Raw genomic sequence first — 15,988 nt, 5'->3', positions numbered from 1 at the left:
CGATGGGAAATAAAAGAAAAGATTTGAGAAAACAATTCGCAGCGATAGGGGCGTACAAAATAGAACTCACGACTGAAGAAGAATCCAAACGAAGTCGAATTCAGAAAAAATTATGCGATGCGCTTCAAAATACAAATAACAGAGCATTGTATTATCGTGCAATTCTGGATGTTGTCGTTGAGATGGATCGAGCTAAGACTACCCTAAAACTAACCCACGAACAAAATGTTATGGCAAAAAGGGCCATCACCCAATGAGTATGAACAATAGCATAAAAGAGTTTTTAAAAACAGGATCACTTGTATTATCATGGTTACTATTTTCACCACTTTTCCTATTCCTATCGATAAAATGGAATAAACCAAAAATAATCGGGCGCAGTATTCTAACCCTTGTCGCCCCTGTTACGTTATTAGCTCTTTCGTTTATATCATGGAACGGGTATGACTACTACTATTATCAAATAAAGAGAGGAAGTCGTTCAGAAATAGAAGCAAAAACAGGAATGCACTTTCCAAAATATAAAACGGTCGAGAAAAGACAGCGCACGTATGGGCCAGCTTTCAATGGTGACTTTACAATGAACTATTCGGTACAATTAGACACGGTGGATATTGATCATTTTTACCAGCAAATTAAGATGAAAAAGGAATCTCAACATACGTTAAACAACGATCGTGTATATGCTTCCTGGAGCATGGACAAGAACAAAAATTTCTCTTTTACCCATATAGATGATCACGAACATTTAGACTTAAAAATAAATACTGAAACGGGAGTCATGGCTATTACATTTGGAAGCATGTAGTACCGTTTTTCTAGTATTTGGGCAGTCTGCCTCTTTTCATGCAGAACCCTATAAAGCCACATGCTTATCGTTCGAGTAGCTTGTTCCGCTGCTGTTTTTAAAGAACAGATACAGGTTCCATGCTTCTTCGTCGGTTGTTTCCGGCAGGGCCAACATGGATTGGCCATCCTCCCGGAAGCTAGCGGTTGCCACTGGCCCGATCTGCTGATTGGGCTTGGCCCACATGCAAAGCAGCTCATCGGAATTTGATTCGGCTTTGGTTTGAGGTGTGGGGTTCCAGCGAATCGTCACTTTGTCGGGAGCCTCGACCGTGCGCGAGGCATTTAATTGTAAGGGAAGGGGCAAGGAGCCCATTGAAAAATGCAGGCGTGAATAATCGGCCAACTCGCCGTTTTTGTCAAAAGCCCCCAGGTTGGCTTTCAAAAACAGGTTGTAAGCGGTCAGTTTCCGGGTGGCCGACAGCTTCCAAATGGGCGTGACCACTTGGTCGCGTACTTCGGTGTAAAATAGACGTGCGGCCTGAAACCGCTTGCGCTGCTGCTGTTGCTTCTCGCTCCAACTTTCGGGTTTTCGTGGCTTGGGTAAGCTTCTCACAATCACTTCGTCACCATTTTGGACAAATACCAGGTTACCTGCTTTTCCGCTCAGATAGGATCCCGGTGGTGTATTGGTTCTGGCCATGCTCGTTATTTTTACAGGATTTATACAAATTTTAAATAAGGTTCTTATAAGCAAACTAAGAGAAACCTTACAGAAAGCTAACAGAAACCTAGTAGAAAGTTAGGACTTTCTTCAACCAAAGTCAAGTCTGTTTCACCTTTCAAGCCATGTTAATCCGTGACTGATTTGCTTAGGGGCTGGCAATAGAGGCTATTTCATTGGTGAAAGGTTAGATTTATTGCGATCTGTGCATAGAGCCCGATGAGTTGCAACAGTATTCAATCTGGGACTTTGACAAGTTTGAGGAAATCGTGTCGATTGGCTATCAAACGGCTAAGAAGGACCTTGATCTTTTCTTTCATTGTAACTCTTCTCAAAATGATGAGTAACAAATACTGATGTTTAGGCATCTGTTTTTCAGAATTCTTTTTTGTGGTTATCTTGTTATTTATGAGTTTTTTGTTGTTGGAATGGTCATTTCTTCGCAGGCTAAATTTGCTTGTAAGCAACCTTTTTACCTGCATTCGCATCTAGCTGGATAGTTTAGTTTTATAGTTTAAGAAAATAAGGAGTGCTCAAGAACTGCTGGAAGAGTTGTCGGTGACAATTTCTTCGATTGGACGCTTAAGTACTCGTTTAAATGAATTAAGAATAAAAGGTTATGATGAAACGTATTTTTAGCTTATTACTGGTTGCGATGATGTTTTCGTGCAGTACACAAAAGAATGTATACTGGGTGAATAGTAGTAAGGTTGATTGCATGGGCGTTGGCCCAATGTCGTGCATGCAAGTGCAGAAAGGGAATAATTTGGAGGAATCCCAATGGCAGAACTTTTATTCGACCATTGATGGTTTTGACTATGAGCCGGGGTATTTCTACAAATTGAAAGTGAAAGAAGAGCATCTTTCCAAAGAAGAGGTTCCGGCTGATGCTTCTTCCATCAGGTACACGCTTGTTAAAGTGCTGGATAAACAAGTAGACCGTAGAGCACTTGTAAATGGAAAATGGCTGTTAGCACGAATTAATGGCGGTCCGGTTAACCGCTCGGTCGTTCTTCCCACGCTGGAAGTTGATTTAGAGAACCACCGTATTTTTGGTTCCGGAGGATGTAACAGTTATTCAGGCCCCATTCAGGAACTGACCCAGGAAGCAATTCTGCTGGGCAATGTTGCAAGCACCCGTAGAGCTTGTATGAATCGGAATATCGAGGATACTTATTTAAAAGCGTTAAGCCAGATTAAGAGCTATAAGGCGGTTCAGTCAGAGCTTGTTTTTTACGGTGAAGACGGTGCAGAGCTATTGGCTTTTATCAGACAGCATGAAGAGGAAAAGGTCAACCAAAACTTGAATGACATTTGGGCTCTGGAAACCATGAATGGAGAGCAGGTAACCGATTTTGAAGAACGTCCGGTACTTGAAATTCACTTGGCTGAAATGCGGGCAGTTGGAACGGATGGCTGCAATAATTTCATGGGAGATATCAAAAAACTGGATGGAAAGAACCTGGAATTTGGTGTGCTGGCCGGAACCCGAAAAATGTGTCAGAATATGACTGTTTCGGATCAATTTGGGAAAAGTTTGCAGCAGGTTAAAGGCTATCAGCTTGTTGGTTTAACTTTAATTCTAACCGACGAAGCGGGTAAGGAATTGATGAAATTTAAAAAAGTTGACTAGTGTCAAACGAAAAAAGAAAATACCAGTATCGGCTTACCCTAATGCTTATTGGGGTAAGCTTATTGTTTCAAACTTACCAGGTATTGGGGCAGGATCAAACCAATCCGATGTTTGAAAAAGGAACCTGGCACACGGGTTTTACCATGAACCTGAATAATACCAACAGCGAGAATATTGAGAACCTGTTGTTTACTGTGGGAAAGTTCGACAATACTGGTTTCGGACTGAATTTTTCAGGAGGCTATTTCTTTGCAGATGATATTTCTGCGGGTATTAAATACAGCTATCTTAGTAAGGAGATGGATGCCATTTACGAATGGAACGAAGAAAATGCCCATTACCAGTCGGCGAAGTCTAACCATCGCATGATTTTCTTTTTACGGAATTATTACCCAATCTCGCCCAATGGACGGTTTAGCTTCTTTAACGAAACTGATTTGGGATTGGGCTTAGGCAGTAATGTTACGCGTCACACCAAAAGCGAGAAAGATATCACCAAATCCTATTCCGAAGAGTTTTCGCTGGCAGTGGGCGTAAAGCCGGGGATGGCTGTCGTATTAACCAAGGGGTTTGCCTTTGAAGTGTCCGTCGGTTTATTGGGACTTACCTACACCAGTAAGAATGTAACAACCGATGAGATCAAAGAGGGCCGAAGAGATAAGTTCAACTTCGATTTTGATATTTCGCTGCTTGCTCTGGACTTTGGCCTGGCTTATTATTTTTAGAAAGGAGGAATGATGAAATCAATAGATCGAATTATAATTGCTTTACTCCTTATTTCATTCACTGCCGGATGTGTCAAAGAAGATCACTTTGGATTTAGTGATGGAGCCGATATTTTGAGCCTTGAACTTAGCCATCAAAACGGGACACCTTTCATCGACCGGCAAAACGATTCGTTGTATGTGGAGGTGGCTAATGGAACCGATCTTTCGAAGCTTATTGTAAAAGGGCTGGAATTGTCTCCGTTTGCAAAGGCTACGATTGCTGTTGGTGATACCCTGGATTTTAGTGATAGCAGTGAGCTTCGTGTTGATATTACGGCTGAAAGTGGGATGGTATCGAACTGGAGTTTAAATGTGTTTGAGATAGGAAGCAAACCACAAATTTCAAATTCCGATTTTAATGTCTGGCACAATCGGGGAACTTACCTGGATTTAGGCGTGGACGATGAATCTTCAGCTTGGGGAACGAGCAACCCGGGAGCTGTTTTTGGCGGCATAACGCCCAATGTTCAGCAGTTGGAGGTGGCTTCCGGTGACTATGCGGTTAAGCTGACGACCCGGTTTACCTGGGTTGGCTCGTTGGTTGGAAAACCGATAGCGTCGGGTTCAGTTTTTACGGGCGATTTTCAGGAAGGAAACATTAGTTTCGACAATCCTCAGGCAGCCGTTAAATTTGGAATTCCTTTTACCGCAACTCCCGCATCGTTCAGTGTCGATTACCAATATACTCCTGGCGAAAAGAACATGGATGCCTCTCAGAATGCATTGCCTTATGCGGATACTGGTGATATGTATATTTTGTTGGAAAGGAGAGAGGATGAGCAGGTAAAACGTGTGGCAACGGCTTGGTTCCGGATTGAGGAAGGAACCAGCTCGATGAAAAACATAACCGTCAATTTTACTTACGGGCAATTACCTGCGGGATCACCGGAATATATGCTTCCGGGTGAAGACGAAACTTATGCGGACGAGGGAGAAGTGCCCACGCATATCGTGGCTGTGTTCTCGTCAAGTGCCAATGGAAATGATTACGAAGGAGCTGAAAACAGTGTCCTCATCATTGATAATCTCGTTTTGAATTATTGATTGCTTTCCGTGTGAAAGCATCTTTAAATGGATCAGACTTTTCGTTTTGATTCATTTAATTGAAAGCAAAGAAGTCCTATCTGTTTAGCGGGTAGGGCTTTTTGTTTATTGCCCTTTGCGTAGGATTTTTCCGTTGGGCGTGCGTGGTAAGGTTTTGGTGAATTCAATGGCTCGTGGACGCTCAAATTTATCCAATTGCTGTTGGCAGATAGCAGTCAGCTTCGCCATGCTTTCTGGTGATTCACTTGCTTCCACAAGTAACACTAATTGTTGCCCAAGCTTTTCATGGGGACGAGAGGTAATCAGAAAAGGAAATGGCAGATAGGGTTCCAGTTTTTGCTCCAGTTTTTCGGGAATAAACTTAATTCCTCCGGAAATAATCACATGATCGGATCGCCCCAGAATCTTAAACGTTTTGGAGTCGACAAGTTCCGCTAAGTCGGTTGTTTGAATGAAGTTGTTTTCCAGGCCGGCCATCTGAATTTGCAGGCAGCCTTCATTAGACAAGCTCAGTTCAATGCCATCCAAGGCGTGGTAAAATTCGTCCTTGTCTTCTCCGTTGAGTTTCCGAAGGGCAATGTGGGTAGCCGTCTCAGTCATGGCATAACTGGAATAACAGGCCGTTGAAACCTTTTGGAGCTGGTCTGTTAGTGGTTGAGGAACAGCTGAACCGCCAATCAATAAGAATTCCAGATTTGTCGTCACTCCATTATCCAATAGCTTATGCACCTGGTTGGTAACCATGGCTGCAAATTGAAACGACTCGTTTTTCAGCAGCTGGAAGTCGCTTGCCGGATCAATCACATGTAAGTCCAGCTGGCCAACCAAGGCGCGAACAACCATTAACTTGCCAGCGATGTAACGTGTAGGCAGACAATGCAGTACCCGGTCGTCTTTCTTCAATTTGAAAAAATGGAGTGTGCGTTGGGCACTGGCTGCCACAAATTCTTTCGTGAGGCGGATGGTTTTGGGGGTTCCCGTACTTCCCGAGGTGTTGACTTCAATAAAATCCTGGGGAGCATACCATTCCGCCAAAAAATCAAGCCATTCCTGTTCCCAGTCTGCTTTGGCTTGTTGCCGGAGCAAATTGGCAACAGCAGTTGGCCTGCCGTTAAGTGTGATATGGCTGGGAAACAGATTCATTTTACGCCTTATTTTTTGGTGAGTTGGCTTGTTTGCTGATCGGATTTAGGTCAAACGCTTGTTGTGGATTAAACCACAACTCTTCACCGCGGATTTCCAAAGGAGATTCTACATTGTTGGTAAAAAGCTGACCGGTTCCCAGTCCTTGATGGCCGTTTGCTTGGAGGGTGAAGGTCCACTGGGCAATGGCATTCAGCCCGATGTTCGACTCCAGGTAGGAGGTAATCCACCAGCCAATGGAGCGTTTGTTGGCCAGACTAATCCATTCGGAGCACCCTGAAAATCCGCCATGCAAACTGGGTTTTAATACCAGGTATTGGGGGCGAATGGTATCGAGTAAGCGTTCTTTGTCAGCCAGGGTATTGATACCGATCAGTTCTTCATCCAGTGCAATAGGAACAGGAGTTTGCTGGCAAAGTTGCTGCATGGCCGTCCATTGTGAGGCGGCCAGGGGCTGTTCAATGGAGTGCAGGTTTAAAGCTGCCAGCCGGTTCAGCTTCTCCAGCGCTTCTTCAGGTTTAAAGGCGCCGTTGGCATCTACTCGAAGCGTAATCTGACTGGCCGGATAATGCGTGCGAATGGCATGCAACAGCTCCAACTCTTCCTCAAAATGAAGGGCTCCGATTTTGAGTTTGATGCATTGGTAGCCGCTTTCCAGTTTGTGTCGAATCTGCTTGCGCATGTCTTTTGCTGGCCCCATCCAGATTAGCCCGTTGATGGGGATGCCTGCTTCTCCCTTGGTAAATGCAGAGGGGAACAGTTCTTGTCTGCCGCCGTTTTGCAGGTCGGTTAAGGCAGTCTCCAGCCCAAAACGAACCGATGGAATGGCTTGAAGAAGCTCCGGATTTTCCAGAAATGGCTTCGGATCCTGGCAAATCGATTTTAGTGCTGTTTCAACTTCTTCGGGCGTTTCCTGGCTAAGTCCGGGCAACGGAGCACATTCGCCAATTCCTGTTTGGTTATTTTGTTTCAGAAAAAGAAACCAAACGGGCCTTGTTTTGTATACGCCACGCGATGTTCCCGCAGCCTGCTTAAACTGAAGCTCATATTTTTGGTAGTGCGCAATCATGAAGCAGCCAGAATAAGGCCCAGGCAAAATAGTAGTGTAAATGCCAGGGTTGAAAGTGACAGGCGTTTTAGAAAGGGATCCAAGCCTTGTGCTTCTTTTGTCCGGCTAATTTTGATCAGGTCGGTTAAAAAAAGTGGAAAGGCCAATAAAAAGAGCCATTGCCAGGCTGACTCCTGCTGGTGGTAGGTAAACAGGATTACGGCCACCCACCCCCATAAGATCATGGCAGCATGGTAGATGCGGCTGTTGCGCTCGCCCATGCGAACCGGCAGCGTGATTTTCCCGGAAGTCCGGTCATTATTAATGTCGCGCATGTTGTTGAGGTTGAGCACGCCGGTGCTGAAAAAACCCATGCTGATAGCAGGCAGCAAAATGGCCGTTTCAAAATAACTGGCGTTGAGGTAAAAAACGCCAACAACCGGTAAAAGACCGAAGAACAGGAAAACGGCCAAGTCGCCAAGACCAACATAGCCGTATGATTTTTTGCCGGCGGTATAAAAATAAGCTGCCAGCAACGAAAGGATTCCCAAACCAATAAAGCTGAAAAAGGCGGTTTTTGAAACCTGCCAGGTGCCCACATAAACCAGTACAAGTCCCAGCATAAAGCTCAGGCCGCCAATCAGGGCCATGCCGGTTTTCATCTCTGGTTTGGTAATTTCTCCGCTTTGCATGGTACGTGTTGGTCCCAGGCGGAACTCATTGTCGGTTCCCCGCTGGTTATCGCCATAGTCATTGGCAAAGTTTGAAAATACCTGGATAAGCGTAGCTGTCAGAATTGCCAACAAAGCGACAGCCGTGTTAAAAGCTCCGTAAAACCATGCCAGACCACAACCTAGCACAATGCCTGATAAGGCCAAAGGTAAGGTTCGGGGCCGGGCTGCTTTGATCCAACTTTTTGTTGTTGCCATAATCAGTGTTCAACGTTCGGAGTCCAGAGTTTTCCAAAATTCTGAATATCCGAAAATGTATTTGTTTATTGTCTAATCTCGGGAAAGGGTATAATCCGGGCTAATTCAAGTAAGCTTACCGAAAGGTGACTTTCCTTTCGATAAGCTCATTTCCCTTGTAAATTATGGGAACTTGGGATATTTCCCGAAGTCTGGTTTGCGTTTTTCCAGGAATGCATGTTTGCCCTCCTGAGCTTCTTCGGTTAAGTAATACAGTAAGGTGGCATTGCCTGCAAATTCCTGAATTCCAATCTGTCCGTCCAATTCAGCATTTAAGCCCAGCTTAAGCATGCGAAGGGCCAGCGGGCTGTGCTCCTGCATCTTTTGAGCCCAGGCCACCACTTCGTCTTCCAGCTGATCGAAGGGAACAACCTTATTGACCAAGCCCATTTCCAAGGCTTCCTGTGCGGAGTACTGGCGACACATGAACCAGATTTCGCGTGCTTTCTTTTGGCCCACAATGCTGGCCAGGTAAGAAGAACCCAAGCCGGCATCGAAGCTTCCAACTTTGGGACCGGTTTGTCCGAAGATGGCGTTTTCGCTGGCAATACTAATGTCGCAAACCACATGCAACACATGGCCTCCACCGATTGCAAAGCCGTTGACCATTGCGATGACGGGTTTGGGCATGCTGCGGATTTGCTTTTGGACTTCCAGGATGTTGAGGCGCGGAATACCATTTTCATCAATGTAGCCACCGGTTCCTTTTACATTTTGATCGCCTCCGGCACAAAAAGCTTTGTCGCCGGCACCCGTCAAAACAATTACGTTAATGCGTTGGTCTTCACGACAAATCTGCAGCGCATCGCTGATGTTATTCACCGTAGTGGGGCGAAAGGCGTTGCGTACGTGTTCCCGGTTGATGGTAATCTTACCTATCCCGTCGAAATAATCGAAGAAAATATCTTCGTATTCTTTAATGGTTTGCCATTGTCTTGTTGTGCTCATCGTATGTTGTTTTTTATTGTTTTACGTATTTAAATAACTCCCGAAACACGGTGGTGTTTACTTCCGCATCGGTAAAAATTTCCAGAAGGGCAGCCTTTTGCTGTCCGGGGGAATAAAAGTTGTTTAAGGCCTGGCTTAGTTCAGTTGCATTTTCTGCCTTGAAGTAGTCCAGTTCAAAGGCTCGGGCCAGTCCTTCGGCTTTAAATTTATTTTCGGTGAAGAAATGTTCCTGAAAAGCCGGAGAATCGCCGGGTCCTTTGATCAGTCCAAAAATGTTTCCTCCCCGGTTATTGATGACAACCACTCGCAGGTTGCTGTGAATGTATTTATTCCACAGGGCATTCGAATCGTAGAAAAAAGACAAATCGCCCAGAATAATGGTGTTGATGGATGTTGTTTCGGAAGCAAAACCCACAGCGGTTGACAAGGGGCCATCAATGCCACTGGTGCCGCGGTTGCCAAAATATTGGGCATTCTTCACCGGCGGACAGATAAGTCCGTAGCGTACCGGCGAACTGTTTCCCAAATGGATGACAGAATTTTCGGGGATGGCTTTTCGAAGCTGGTCAAAGACCGTCAAGTCGGAATAGCTTGCCTGTCCGATAAAGGTATCCCGAAGCTGGTTGACTTGTTTTTCTTTGTTTTTCCAGCGCTGGATGTAGCTCTTTTCTTGGCTCGAAACCTTGGGTAAAAGTTGCCCGAAAAAGTCAGTCGCATTCAGTGGAATAACCTTGGTGAGTGCCTGGTAGGTGTCGAAATGCTCCTTCGCTAAACTCAGGTGCCAGTGATTAGCTGGCTTGTATTTTCGCAGAAATTGCTTCAAGGATTTGGATACAAATTGTCCGCCGAAACTGATGAGTAATTCGGGTTGAAAATCCTCGATCCGGTCTTCCAGCAAGGCGGCCATCAGGGTGTCAATACTACCGCAAAAGTTGGAATCGTCGAGATTGGCCAGATGCTCTTTCAAAACCACAGCGCCTGTTTTGGAAGCCAATTCGCTCAGTTGGTTTTCCAGGCCGGGGTTCGGAATTTGCTGACCGGCCAGCACCAATACTTTATTGGCCTTATTGAAAACAGCAGTCAGCTCGTCGAGTGCTGATTCTGCTAAAAGCTGCCGGGTGTCAGTAGTTTCAATGATTTTAACCGGAGAAAGTTGTTCATCCAGCAAATCGTGCAAAGGCTCTTCCAGCGGAATGTTAATGTGCACGGGAGCAGGCGCTTCACATAAGGCGGTATTCAGGCACTCATTGATTTGGCGTGCCGCATACCACAATTCATTTTCTGACTCGCCCAATGGCAAGCTGATTTCTTTTTTAATGAAGTTCTGATAAATATTTTCCTGACGGATGCACTGGCTTTCAGCTTGATCGATCCAGTAGTCGGGGCGGTCGGCTGTAAGCACAATCAAAGGGACTTGCAGGTAAAAAGCCTCGGCAATAGCTGGGGCATAATTCAGCGTGGCTGTTCCGGAACTGCAAACAATGACTACGGGCTTTTGCTTGGCTTGCGCCAGCCCAAGTGCGAAGTAAGCCGCACTTCGTTCGTCTACTATGTTGCGGCAATTAAACCGGTTGCTGCCGGCAAACGTATGAGTTAGCGGCCCGTTGCGCGATCCGGGGGAAATGATGACATCGTCAATTTCCTTGGCCAGCAAAATGGCTGCCAGTTGCTGAATGTGTTTCTTTGTTGAAATCATGTATGTTGAACAGCGTCAATGGCTGATAATAAAGTGTCTGCTTTTTTGATGGTTTCTTCCCATTCTTCTTCGGGAACCGACCGGGCTGTGATTCCTCCTCCGGAATACAGAATGTAACGGTCGGGGGTAATTTCCATGCAACGCAAATTTACAAATAATCTGACGGAATCATTCATTCGCCAGGGACCGAGATAACCCGTGTAATAGCGACGGTTGTGCTGTTCTATTTTCTGGATAAATTTGGCTGCCTTTGCTTTGGGATAACCACATACGGCTGGTGTGGGATGGAGCTCGGCAACGAAATCGCCCAGTTTGTGAGCTAGTTTTTTGGCTGAAAAACGGAAGCTGGTAAACAGATGAGCCACCTTGCCACTTTCCAAAGTTTCCGGACCTTGTGTGGTGTATGGGTAAATGTTGAATCGGTAAAATACATCCAGCAAATAACGGGAAACAAAGGCTTGTTCCTCAATTTCCTTGGTGTGCCAGCTGTAGTCCGAGTCGGCCCGGCGGTTTTGGGTGCCGGCCAGCGAAACCGTTTCAACGGTTTTGGCTTCTGCCTTGAGCAGTACTTCCGGAGTAGCTCCCATCCAGGTGCCTGCCTGGGGTAAATTGACCAGGTAGACAAAGGCGTTGGGCGTTTGCTGAAAGAGTTGCAGGTAAAGTTTGCCGAGCGACTCTGACTTTCGTTCTTTCGGAATCAGTCGGGAAACAATGGCTTTGGCAAGCTTGCTGTTTTTGATCTCCTCTATCGTTTGCTCAATATTTTTTATGTAAGCTTCTTTTTCAATAATCCGATGTTGCTCCGGCCCCTTGTCCCGGGCTTCGCCTTGTTCCAGAAGAGAAGGAGCTATGGTCAGAATCTCTTCGATGCCCTTTTTGTAGGTTCCAGGCTTGAGAAGCACCAGAGGTGTTTCGTTGCTGATTTGATAGGGGGCAAACACAAAGCCCTCCTGGCCGTTCAGCTTACTAAATTCCGCCGGATAAATCAGGTCATTCTTGTCGGTAAGCAGAATTTCGGGCGTTTGGCTCCCCGGCATGGACCATAGCGCAAAAGAGCAATTTTTTTCGATCAGTTTGTCCAGCAGTATGGCAAAATTCTCAGTATTTGTCATTCCTTTTCACAATCATATTGGTCACCCGAATGGTTGAAATCAGGCGTCCTCCTTCATTTCTTACATCAACATTCCAAATGTGGGTCTGGTTTCCCGGATGGAGAATATTTGCCACAGCGTAAGCTTTGCCTTGGCGCAAGCTGCTGGTATGGCTGCCGTTGACCTGGATTCCCAGTACGTCAAAATTTTTCATATCAACCATAAGCATGCTTCCTAAACCGGCCAGGCTTTCGGCAAAAGCCAGGTTAGCTCCGCCGTGGAGGATACCATCGGGGCGGCAATTTTTCTCAGAAAGGAGCATGGTGCCTTCAACGGTTCCTTCACCAACTTTGGTGATTTCGATGCCCAGACTTCCGATTAAGCCGTTTTGTGTTGCCTGATTAATTAGTTCAAGGGGAGTACTGTTATTTAGTAAACTAAGATCCATAATGATATATTCAAAAAAAGTGGACCTCAAAAGTAAGGTTTAGTTTTGAATTTTAACAGGGCTTTTCCCCATTCATTTAACCAGAGGATCCTCCTCAATAGGCTAAGAATCTTGTTTCCGGTAAGCTTTTTTTAGCCGGATGCCGCTCATGGTCAAATCTTCCGCCGGATTTTCTTTTCCATTGGCCAGGTAGAACAGTTTCGACTCGTGCTTTTGTAGGGTAACAGTTATCTGGCTGAGGTTTCCCAGGCTGACGCTTTCTCCTAATTTCCACTCGTACACCCAGTTGTTGTTTTCTTCGTTGATTTCAGAAAAGGTAAAACTTTCAGTGACCGTTTGATCCGTGTCATTCAGAATAAGGAGCCCCCATGCTTTGGGCGAACGGTAGCGCCGAAGTGCAACTTTACATTTTTTAGAGCCGGCCCAAAGCGGTATGGTCGCACTTTGCGGACGTTCCTGAGGCAGCAGCAAGCGCCAGGTATTCAGTTCCTGTTCCGAGAGCTTGGAGAACTTAACAGAGGTGCTGACTACTCCTCCCATAATGCCTACCCAATTGGCAATGCTGTTTTTTTCAGTTGGATTTAGGCCGTCATTTTCCAGATCGAAGGGAATAACATCCAGGTCGTTTTGCCAAAAGACGTTGTTGAAATACTGGGTGTTGTAACTTTCCTGCAACATGCTGCCTATTCCTTCAGCGGTCCATTGGTCTTGTTTGCTGTTGGCAATGCACATGGCATCCACATAACCAATCATTGGGGCATAGGGCGACTGGCTTGTGATCCAGAAACTTCCGGCGCCGATTTCTTCCCGGATAATGTTGAGGATGTCGGTGAATATCTGAACCGATGTTTTGGTTTTGTCGTAGCGGTCGATACCGATACTTGGCCTTAAGCCCCAATCCATGAAATCGGTTTTATAAAAGGTGAAGCCCATTTTTCGATAGGCCCGAAACACTTTTTCAATGTATCGTTGCACATCAGGATGACTGCCATCAAGCGTGTAGTGACGGGCTTGACTGCTGGTTCGCTCCGGAATCGGATTGCCATCAAGGTCGCGGATGAGCCAGTTTTTGTGCCGCTTAAAAAGCTTACTTTCCTCGCTCACCATAAACGGTGACACCCAAATTCCGGCCCGATAACCGCGTTGGAAAATATCGCGGGCAGCCGGTTCCAGTCCTCTGGGCCATTGGTCATTGCAATCCAGCCAGTCGCCGTGCGTACAGTAACAGTCATTGATCAGGATTGCATCCAGCATTAAGGCTGGATTGATGGTGTCCAGGTTGGTCAGCAAGCCGGTCAGCTTGTCGTGGCTGAAGCCCGGCCCAAATTCATTCACCGAGTCCCAGTGATAACTGGTCTTGGTGTCCTTGCGGGCCTGTTGCTGTTCCGAGATGTTCCAGGCCAGATGTTGCAGTGTTTCGTAGGGCTTATTCCCAAAATAAATATAAATGTCGGGGAGCTTGATGAAATCATCTTTCAGAGGGATGTTCTCCGTCACAAAGCCCGTTTCAAACAAAATGGATTCAACATCGGGGTAACGGTCCGACAAACCGCGGCGGTGAGGCCGGTTATATAAGGTGCTTTTTTGAATGAAATCGTGATGTTCGTAGGTGCCGATGGCCAAGGTATCCTGTTGGGCCGAGATTAAACCTGTTGTCAGGTACGAATCATACGACCAAGCCTGTTCGCCGGGTTGGTTCCCAAATTCGGCAGCAGTGGGTTTCTGAAATTCGTACAAGCCAGAAGGGCCGCCAAATCCTTGCCCTTGCCTGAAAAAGTGCTTCACGCCGTTAACCACAGCCTCGCCCAGCGGGCAGAAATAATAGGGTGCCCGCGACATGCCGCTTAGTTCAGCGCCAATAGAGATGGAGCCTGAGTTAATTTTCAGGTCGAGCATGACAAAGCCTCGGTCCAGCTCATAAATAATACGCTTGCCTTTGGGCGAATCGCCCATGAAGGTATTTCGAACAAAAATACTCTGACCATCAATGGTAGGGCGGCAATTTCTTAAATAAATGCCACCGGCAATTAAATCGAAAGTGCCGTCATTGTGAAGAATCCACTGTGGTTTTCCTATTTTAAACCGGTTGCGGCTTACCGTGCTGGTATACTCAAGCGCACTTGAGTAGTAGGGCATTGTGAGTAATGATCCAATTCCAGTACCTACCAATTTTAGAAAATTCCTTCTTTCGATGGTCTTCTTGGTCATAGATGTAATTATTGATTCGTTAGAGTGGCTGTAAATTTAACAACTTTTAACAATGTTCGCACGAAAAGGCGAAAAACTTTCTTTTGCATAAAAGCGCTGGTAGCTAGTTGTTTGTGTTTATAGCTGTTGTAAAAAATAATCTTTCTACTTTTTGTGGGATGCTGTTTATGGTTTAGAAAGAGATTATCGGACCATTTTGTTTATTTTTCGAATGAGTTTTTCACGCTTTTGTTCGGGAAGTGTTCCAATACGCGTGGCGTGATTCCCGTCTTCCTGTACGATTTTATGGTTATTTCCTCGTTTTCTGACAGTCGCAGCCGTTGCACTCCACGGGTCAACCTCCCCATAAATAAGCACGACGTTTCGGGCATCCGACTTTAAGAATTGATCTACCTGCCTGGAGGTCTTGTCGCAGTAGGTGGTGGAAGTTCCCAAAGGAAGCATAAACTGGTTGACATATCCTTGGGTTGATTGCAGAGATAGCAAGTCGGCAAAGGATTGGGTGTCGTAGCCGTAGTACCCCAGTTCACGGGCTGCCTGGTAGAAGAATGCCCGGAAATGAGCTGATCCCTGATAGGAAAAATAGTCCGGAGAGCTGATTCTGATTAAGTTGTTAAAAAGCGCTTCGGTACTGGCTGTGTCGGCGGGAATGGCATTGCAGTTGTGACCCCACTGCCAAAAGGAGAAGGCATACTCCAGCACAATATAGTCAAGTGTTTCATCCATGGGCATGGGGAAGGTGTAGTTCCGCTGGTTGGCATAGTCGGTTAGTAGCGGAAGCATTTGTGCCCGTCGTTCCAGTATTTCGCGTTGGAAACTTCGAATTTTATCCCGGCATTCATCCGATCCGACTTGATTTAAAAAGTGCTCGTGCCTGCCATCTTCAACTCCAAAGTTAAGCGGCGCTACATAGGCAACTGTCGCCGAAACATCGTTGGGGAAAAAGCTACGGTGAGCCAGAGCCGTTTGTCCGCCCTTGCTGATTCCGGTGTTGAGCCACTTTTCCTGGTAGTGCTTTTTGAAAAGTTGCACAATGCGGTGATGATCGCGGGCGGCATTTTCAACCGTTAAGAACTCCCAGTTGATGGGATCGGGTACCGATTTGCCAAAATAGCGGTGCTCCACACAAAGCTGGTTGGCCTCAAGCATCGGGCTGAGCTCGTGGATGAAATTGGGTTGTGCAGCATAGTTGGCATCGTACCCCTCGGTGATCAGCACCACAGGGCGGTCCGCTTTTTTGTCAGACACAAACACCCGCTGAAGGAAAAATCCCTGAGTGGTGTCCTGGTGGTTTAGCGGCTGTCTGATCCTTATTTCGTAACACTGATTGAAAAAGTGATTTCCATCAATGGCTTTGATGGAGGAGATCTCAGGCTGAGCCTGCATAAATTGAAGCAGGTTCTGGCTTAGAGCGGTTCCGGTGGTCAGCAAAAAAAGAACCAGAAACCAATGGAGCTTAGCGGTTATTGGGTGCATTTGTGACT

General features: G+C 46.1%; 15 protein-coding genes. 5 read left to right on the top strand and 10 right to left on the bottom strand.

Annotated elements, in window-relative coordinates; translation table 11 throughout:
- Positions 1-2: 2 nt before the first annotated feature.
- Together ACRD6K_RS06085 and ACRD6K_RS06080 are read left to right on the top strand one after the other, a co-directional pair.
- Positions 3-257 (top strand): hypothetical protein, encoded by a 255-nt coding sequence (locus ACRD6K_RS06085; protein ID WP_430972512.1) that lies wholly within the window; start codon positions 3-5, stop codon positions 255-257.
- The gene (locus ACRD6K_RS06080; protein WP_430972511.1) at positions 254-808 is read left to right on the top strand and encodes a hypothetical protein; all 555 of its coding nucleotides are present in this window, start codon (positions 254-256) and stop codon (positions 806-808) included. The genes ACRD6K_RS06085 and ACRD6K_RS06080 overlap by 4 nt, the downstream gene beginning before the upstream one ends.
- Before the next feature lie 48 nt (positions 809-856).
- Here the strand turns inward: ACRD6K_RS06080 and ACRD6K_RS06075 are convergent, their stop codons facing one another.
- On the bottom strand, positions 857-1,489 hold the full coding sequence (locus tag ACRD6K_RS06075) for a DUF6266 family protein (protein ID WP_430972510.1): 633 nt from the start codon (positions 1,487-1,489) through the stop codon (positions 857-859).
- Positions 1,490-2,129: 640 nt separating this feature from the next.
- Between ACRD6K_RS06075 and ACRD6K_RS06070 the strand changes: the two genes are divergently transcribed.
- The 3 genes from ACRD6K_RS06070 to ACRD6K_RS06060 are packed head-to-tail and all read left to right on the top strand — an operon-like array spanning position 2,130 to position 4,954.
- Positions 2,130-3,143 carry an META domain-containing protein gene (locus tag ACRD6K_RS06070; protein WP_430972509.1) on the top strand — a complete coding sequence of 338 codons (1,014 nt, stop codon included), beginning with the start codon at positions 2,130-2,132 and terminating at the stop codon, positions 3,141-3,143.
- The gene (locus ACRD6K_RS06065) at positions 3,143-3,868 is read left to right on the top strand and encodes a hypothetical protein (protein ID WP_430972508.1); all 726 of its coding nucleotides are present in this window, start codon (positions 3,143-3,145) and stop codon (positions 3,866-3,868) included. The genes ACRD6K_RS06070 and ACRD6K_RS06065 overlap by 1 nt, the downstream gene beginning before the upstream one ends.
- Before the next feature lie 9 nt (positions 3,869-3,877).
- Positions 3,878-4,954 (top strand): PCMD domain-containing protein, encoded by a 1,077-nt coding sequence (locus ACRD6K_RS06060; protein ID WP_430972507.1) that lies wholly within the window; start codon positions 3,878-3,880, stop codon positions 4,952-4,954.
- A 105-nt stretch (positions 4,955-5,059) separates the two neighbouring features.
- Here the strand turns inward: ACRD6K_RS06060 and ACRD6K_RS06055 are convergent, their stop codons facing one another.
- The 9 genes from ACRD6K_RS06055 to ACRD6K_RS06015 all read right to left on the bottom strand — a co-directional run bounded on the left by ACRD6K_RS06055 (position 5,060) and on the right by ACRD6K_RS06015 (position 15,980).
- Complete coding sequence (locus ACRD6K_RS06055; protein WP_430972506.1) at positions 5,060-6,097, bottom strand: AMP-binding protein; 1,038 nt, start codon at positions 6,095-6,097, stop codon at positions 5,060-5,062.
- A gap of 1 nt (position 6,098) precedes the next feature.
- Entirely contained in the window at positions 6,099-7,166 is a 1,068-nt protein-coding gene (gene menC, locus ACRD6K_RS06050) for an o-succinylbenzoate synthase (RefSeq protein WP_430972505.1), read from the bottom strand.
- Positions 7,163-8,074 carry a 1,4-dihydroxy-2-naphthoate polyprenyltransferase gene (locus tag ACRD6K_RS06045; protein WP_430972504.1) on the bottom strand — a complete coding sequence of 304 codons (912 nt, stop codon included), beginning with the start codon at positions 8,072-8,074 and terminating at the stop codon, positions 7,163-7,165. The genes menC and ACRD6K_RS06045 overlap by 4 nt, the downstream gene beginning before the upstream one ends.
- 162 nt (positions 8,075-8,236) lie before the next feature.
- Entirely contained in the window at positions 8,237-9,061 is an 825-nt protein-coding gene (gene menB / locus ACRD6K_RS06040; protein ID WP_299578896.1) for a 1,4-dihydroxy-2-naphthoyl-CoA synthase, read from the bottom strand.
- Between the two features lie 13 nt (positions 9,062-9,074).
- Positions 9,075-10,757: a 2-succinyl-5-enolpyruvyl-6-hydroxy-3-cyclohexene-1-carboxylic-acid synthase gene (menD, locus tag ACRD6K_RS06035; protein ID WP_430972503.1), complete on the bottom strand. Its 1,683-nt coding sequence runs from the start codon at positions 10,755-10,757 to the stop codon at positions 9,075-9,077.
- Complete coding sequence (locus ACRD6K_RS06030; protein ID WP_430972502.1) at positions 10,754-11,869, bottom strand: chorismate-binding protein; 1,116 nt, start codon at positions 11,867-11,869, stop codon at positions 10,754-10,756. The genes menD and ACRD6K_RS06030 overlap by 4 nt, the downstream gene beginning before the upstream one ends.
- Entirely contained in the window at positions 11,856-12,296 is a 441-nt protein-coding gene (locus tag ACRD6K_RS06025) for a PaaI family thioesterase (protein ID WP_430972501.1), read from the bottom strand. The genes ACRD6K_RS06030 and ACRD6K_RS06025 overlap by 14 nt, the downstream gene beginning before the upstream one ends.
- 102 nt (positions 12,297-12,398) lie before the next feature.
- Positions 12,399-14,504, bottom strand: a complete 2,106-nt coding sequence (locus ACRD6K_RS06020; RefSeq protein WP_430972500.1) for an alpha-galactosidase — start codon at positions 14,502-14,504, stop codon at positions 12,399-12,401.
- A gap of 183 nt (positions 14,505-14,687) precedes the next feature.
- Positions 14,688-15,980: a S28 family serine protease gene (locus ACRD6K_RS06015; protein ID WP_430972499.1), complete on the bottom strand. Its 1,293-nt coding sequence runs from the start codon at positions 15,978-15,980 to the stop codon at positions 14,688-14,690.
- Positions 15,981-15,988: the final 8 nt, after the last annotated feature.

This window comes from Sunxiuqinia rutila (assembly GCF_050589705.1).
GTDB lineage: Bacteria > Bacteroidota > Bacteroidia > Bacteroidales > Prolixibacteraceae > Sunxiuqinia > Sunxiuqinia rutila.
The sequence above is the reverse complement of the archived record's forward strand: the minus strand, read 5'-3'. Positions and strand labels throughout refer to the sequence as shown.

Bases quoted from the DNA above. Each gene is read 5' to 3' on its own strand.
- ACRD6K_RS06085 (WP_430972512.1), top strand. From the start codon at position 3: ATGGGAAATAAAAGAAAAGATTTGAGAAAACAATTCGCAGCGATAGGG.
- ACRD6K_RS06080 (WP_430972511.1), top strand. From the start codon at position 254: ATGAGTATGAACAATAGCATAAAAGAGTTTTTAAAAACAGGATCACTT.
- ACRD6K_RS06075 (WP_430972510.1), bottom strand. From the start codon at position 1,489: ATGGCCAGAACCAATACACCACCGGGATCCTATCTGAGCGGAAAAGCA.
- ACRD6K_RS06070 (WP_430972509.1), top strand. From the start codon at position 2,130: ATGATGAAACGTATTTTTAGCTTATTACTGGTTGCGATGATGTTTTCG.
- ACRD6K_RS06060 (WP_430972507.1), top strand. From the start codon at position 3,878: ATGATGAAATCAATAGATCGAATTATAATTGCTTTACTCCTTATTTCA.
- ACRD6K_RS06055 (WP_430972506.1), bottom strand. From the start codon at position 6,097: ATGAATCTGTTTCCCAGCCATATCACACTTAACGGCAGGCCAACTGCT.
- menC (WP_430972505.1), bottom strand. From the start codon at position 7,166: ATGATTGCGCACTACCAAAAATATGAGCTTCAGTTTAAGCAGGCTGCG.
- ACRD6K_RS06045 (WP_430972504.1), bottom strand. From the start codon at position 8,074: ATGGCAACAACAAAAAGTTGGATCAAAGCAGCCCGGCCCCGAACCTTA.
- menB (WP_299578896.1), bottom strand. From the start codon at position 9,061: ATGAGCACAACAAGACAATGGCAAACCATTAAAGAATACGAAGATATT.
- menD (WP_430972503.1), bottom strand. From the start codon at position 10,757: ATGATTTCAACAAAGAAACACATTCAGCAACTGGCAGCCATTTTGCTG.
- ACRD6K_RS06030 (WP_430972502.1), bottom strand. From the start codon at position 11,869: ATGACAAATACTGAGAATTTTGCCATACTGCTGGACAAACTGATCGAA.
- ACRD6K_RS06025 (WP_430972501.1), bottom strand. From the start codon at position 12,296: ATGGATCTTAGTTTACTAAATAACAGTACTCCCCTTGAACTAATTAAT.
- ACRD6K_RS06020 (WP_430972500.1), bottom strand. From the start codon at position 14,504: ATGACCAAGAAGACCATCGAAAGAAGGAATTTTCTAAAATTGGTAGGT.
- ACRD6K_RS06015 (WP_430972499.1), bottom strand. From the start codon at position 15,980: ATGCACCCAATAACCGCTAAGCTCCATTGGTTTCTGGTTCTTTTTTTG.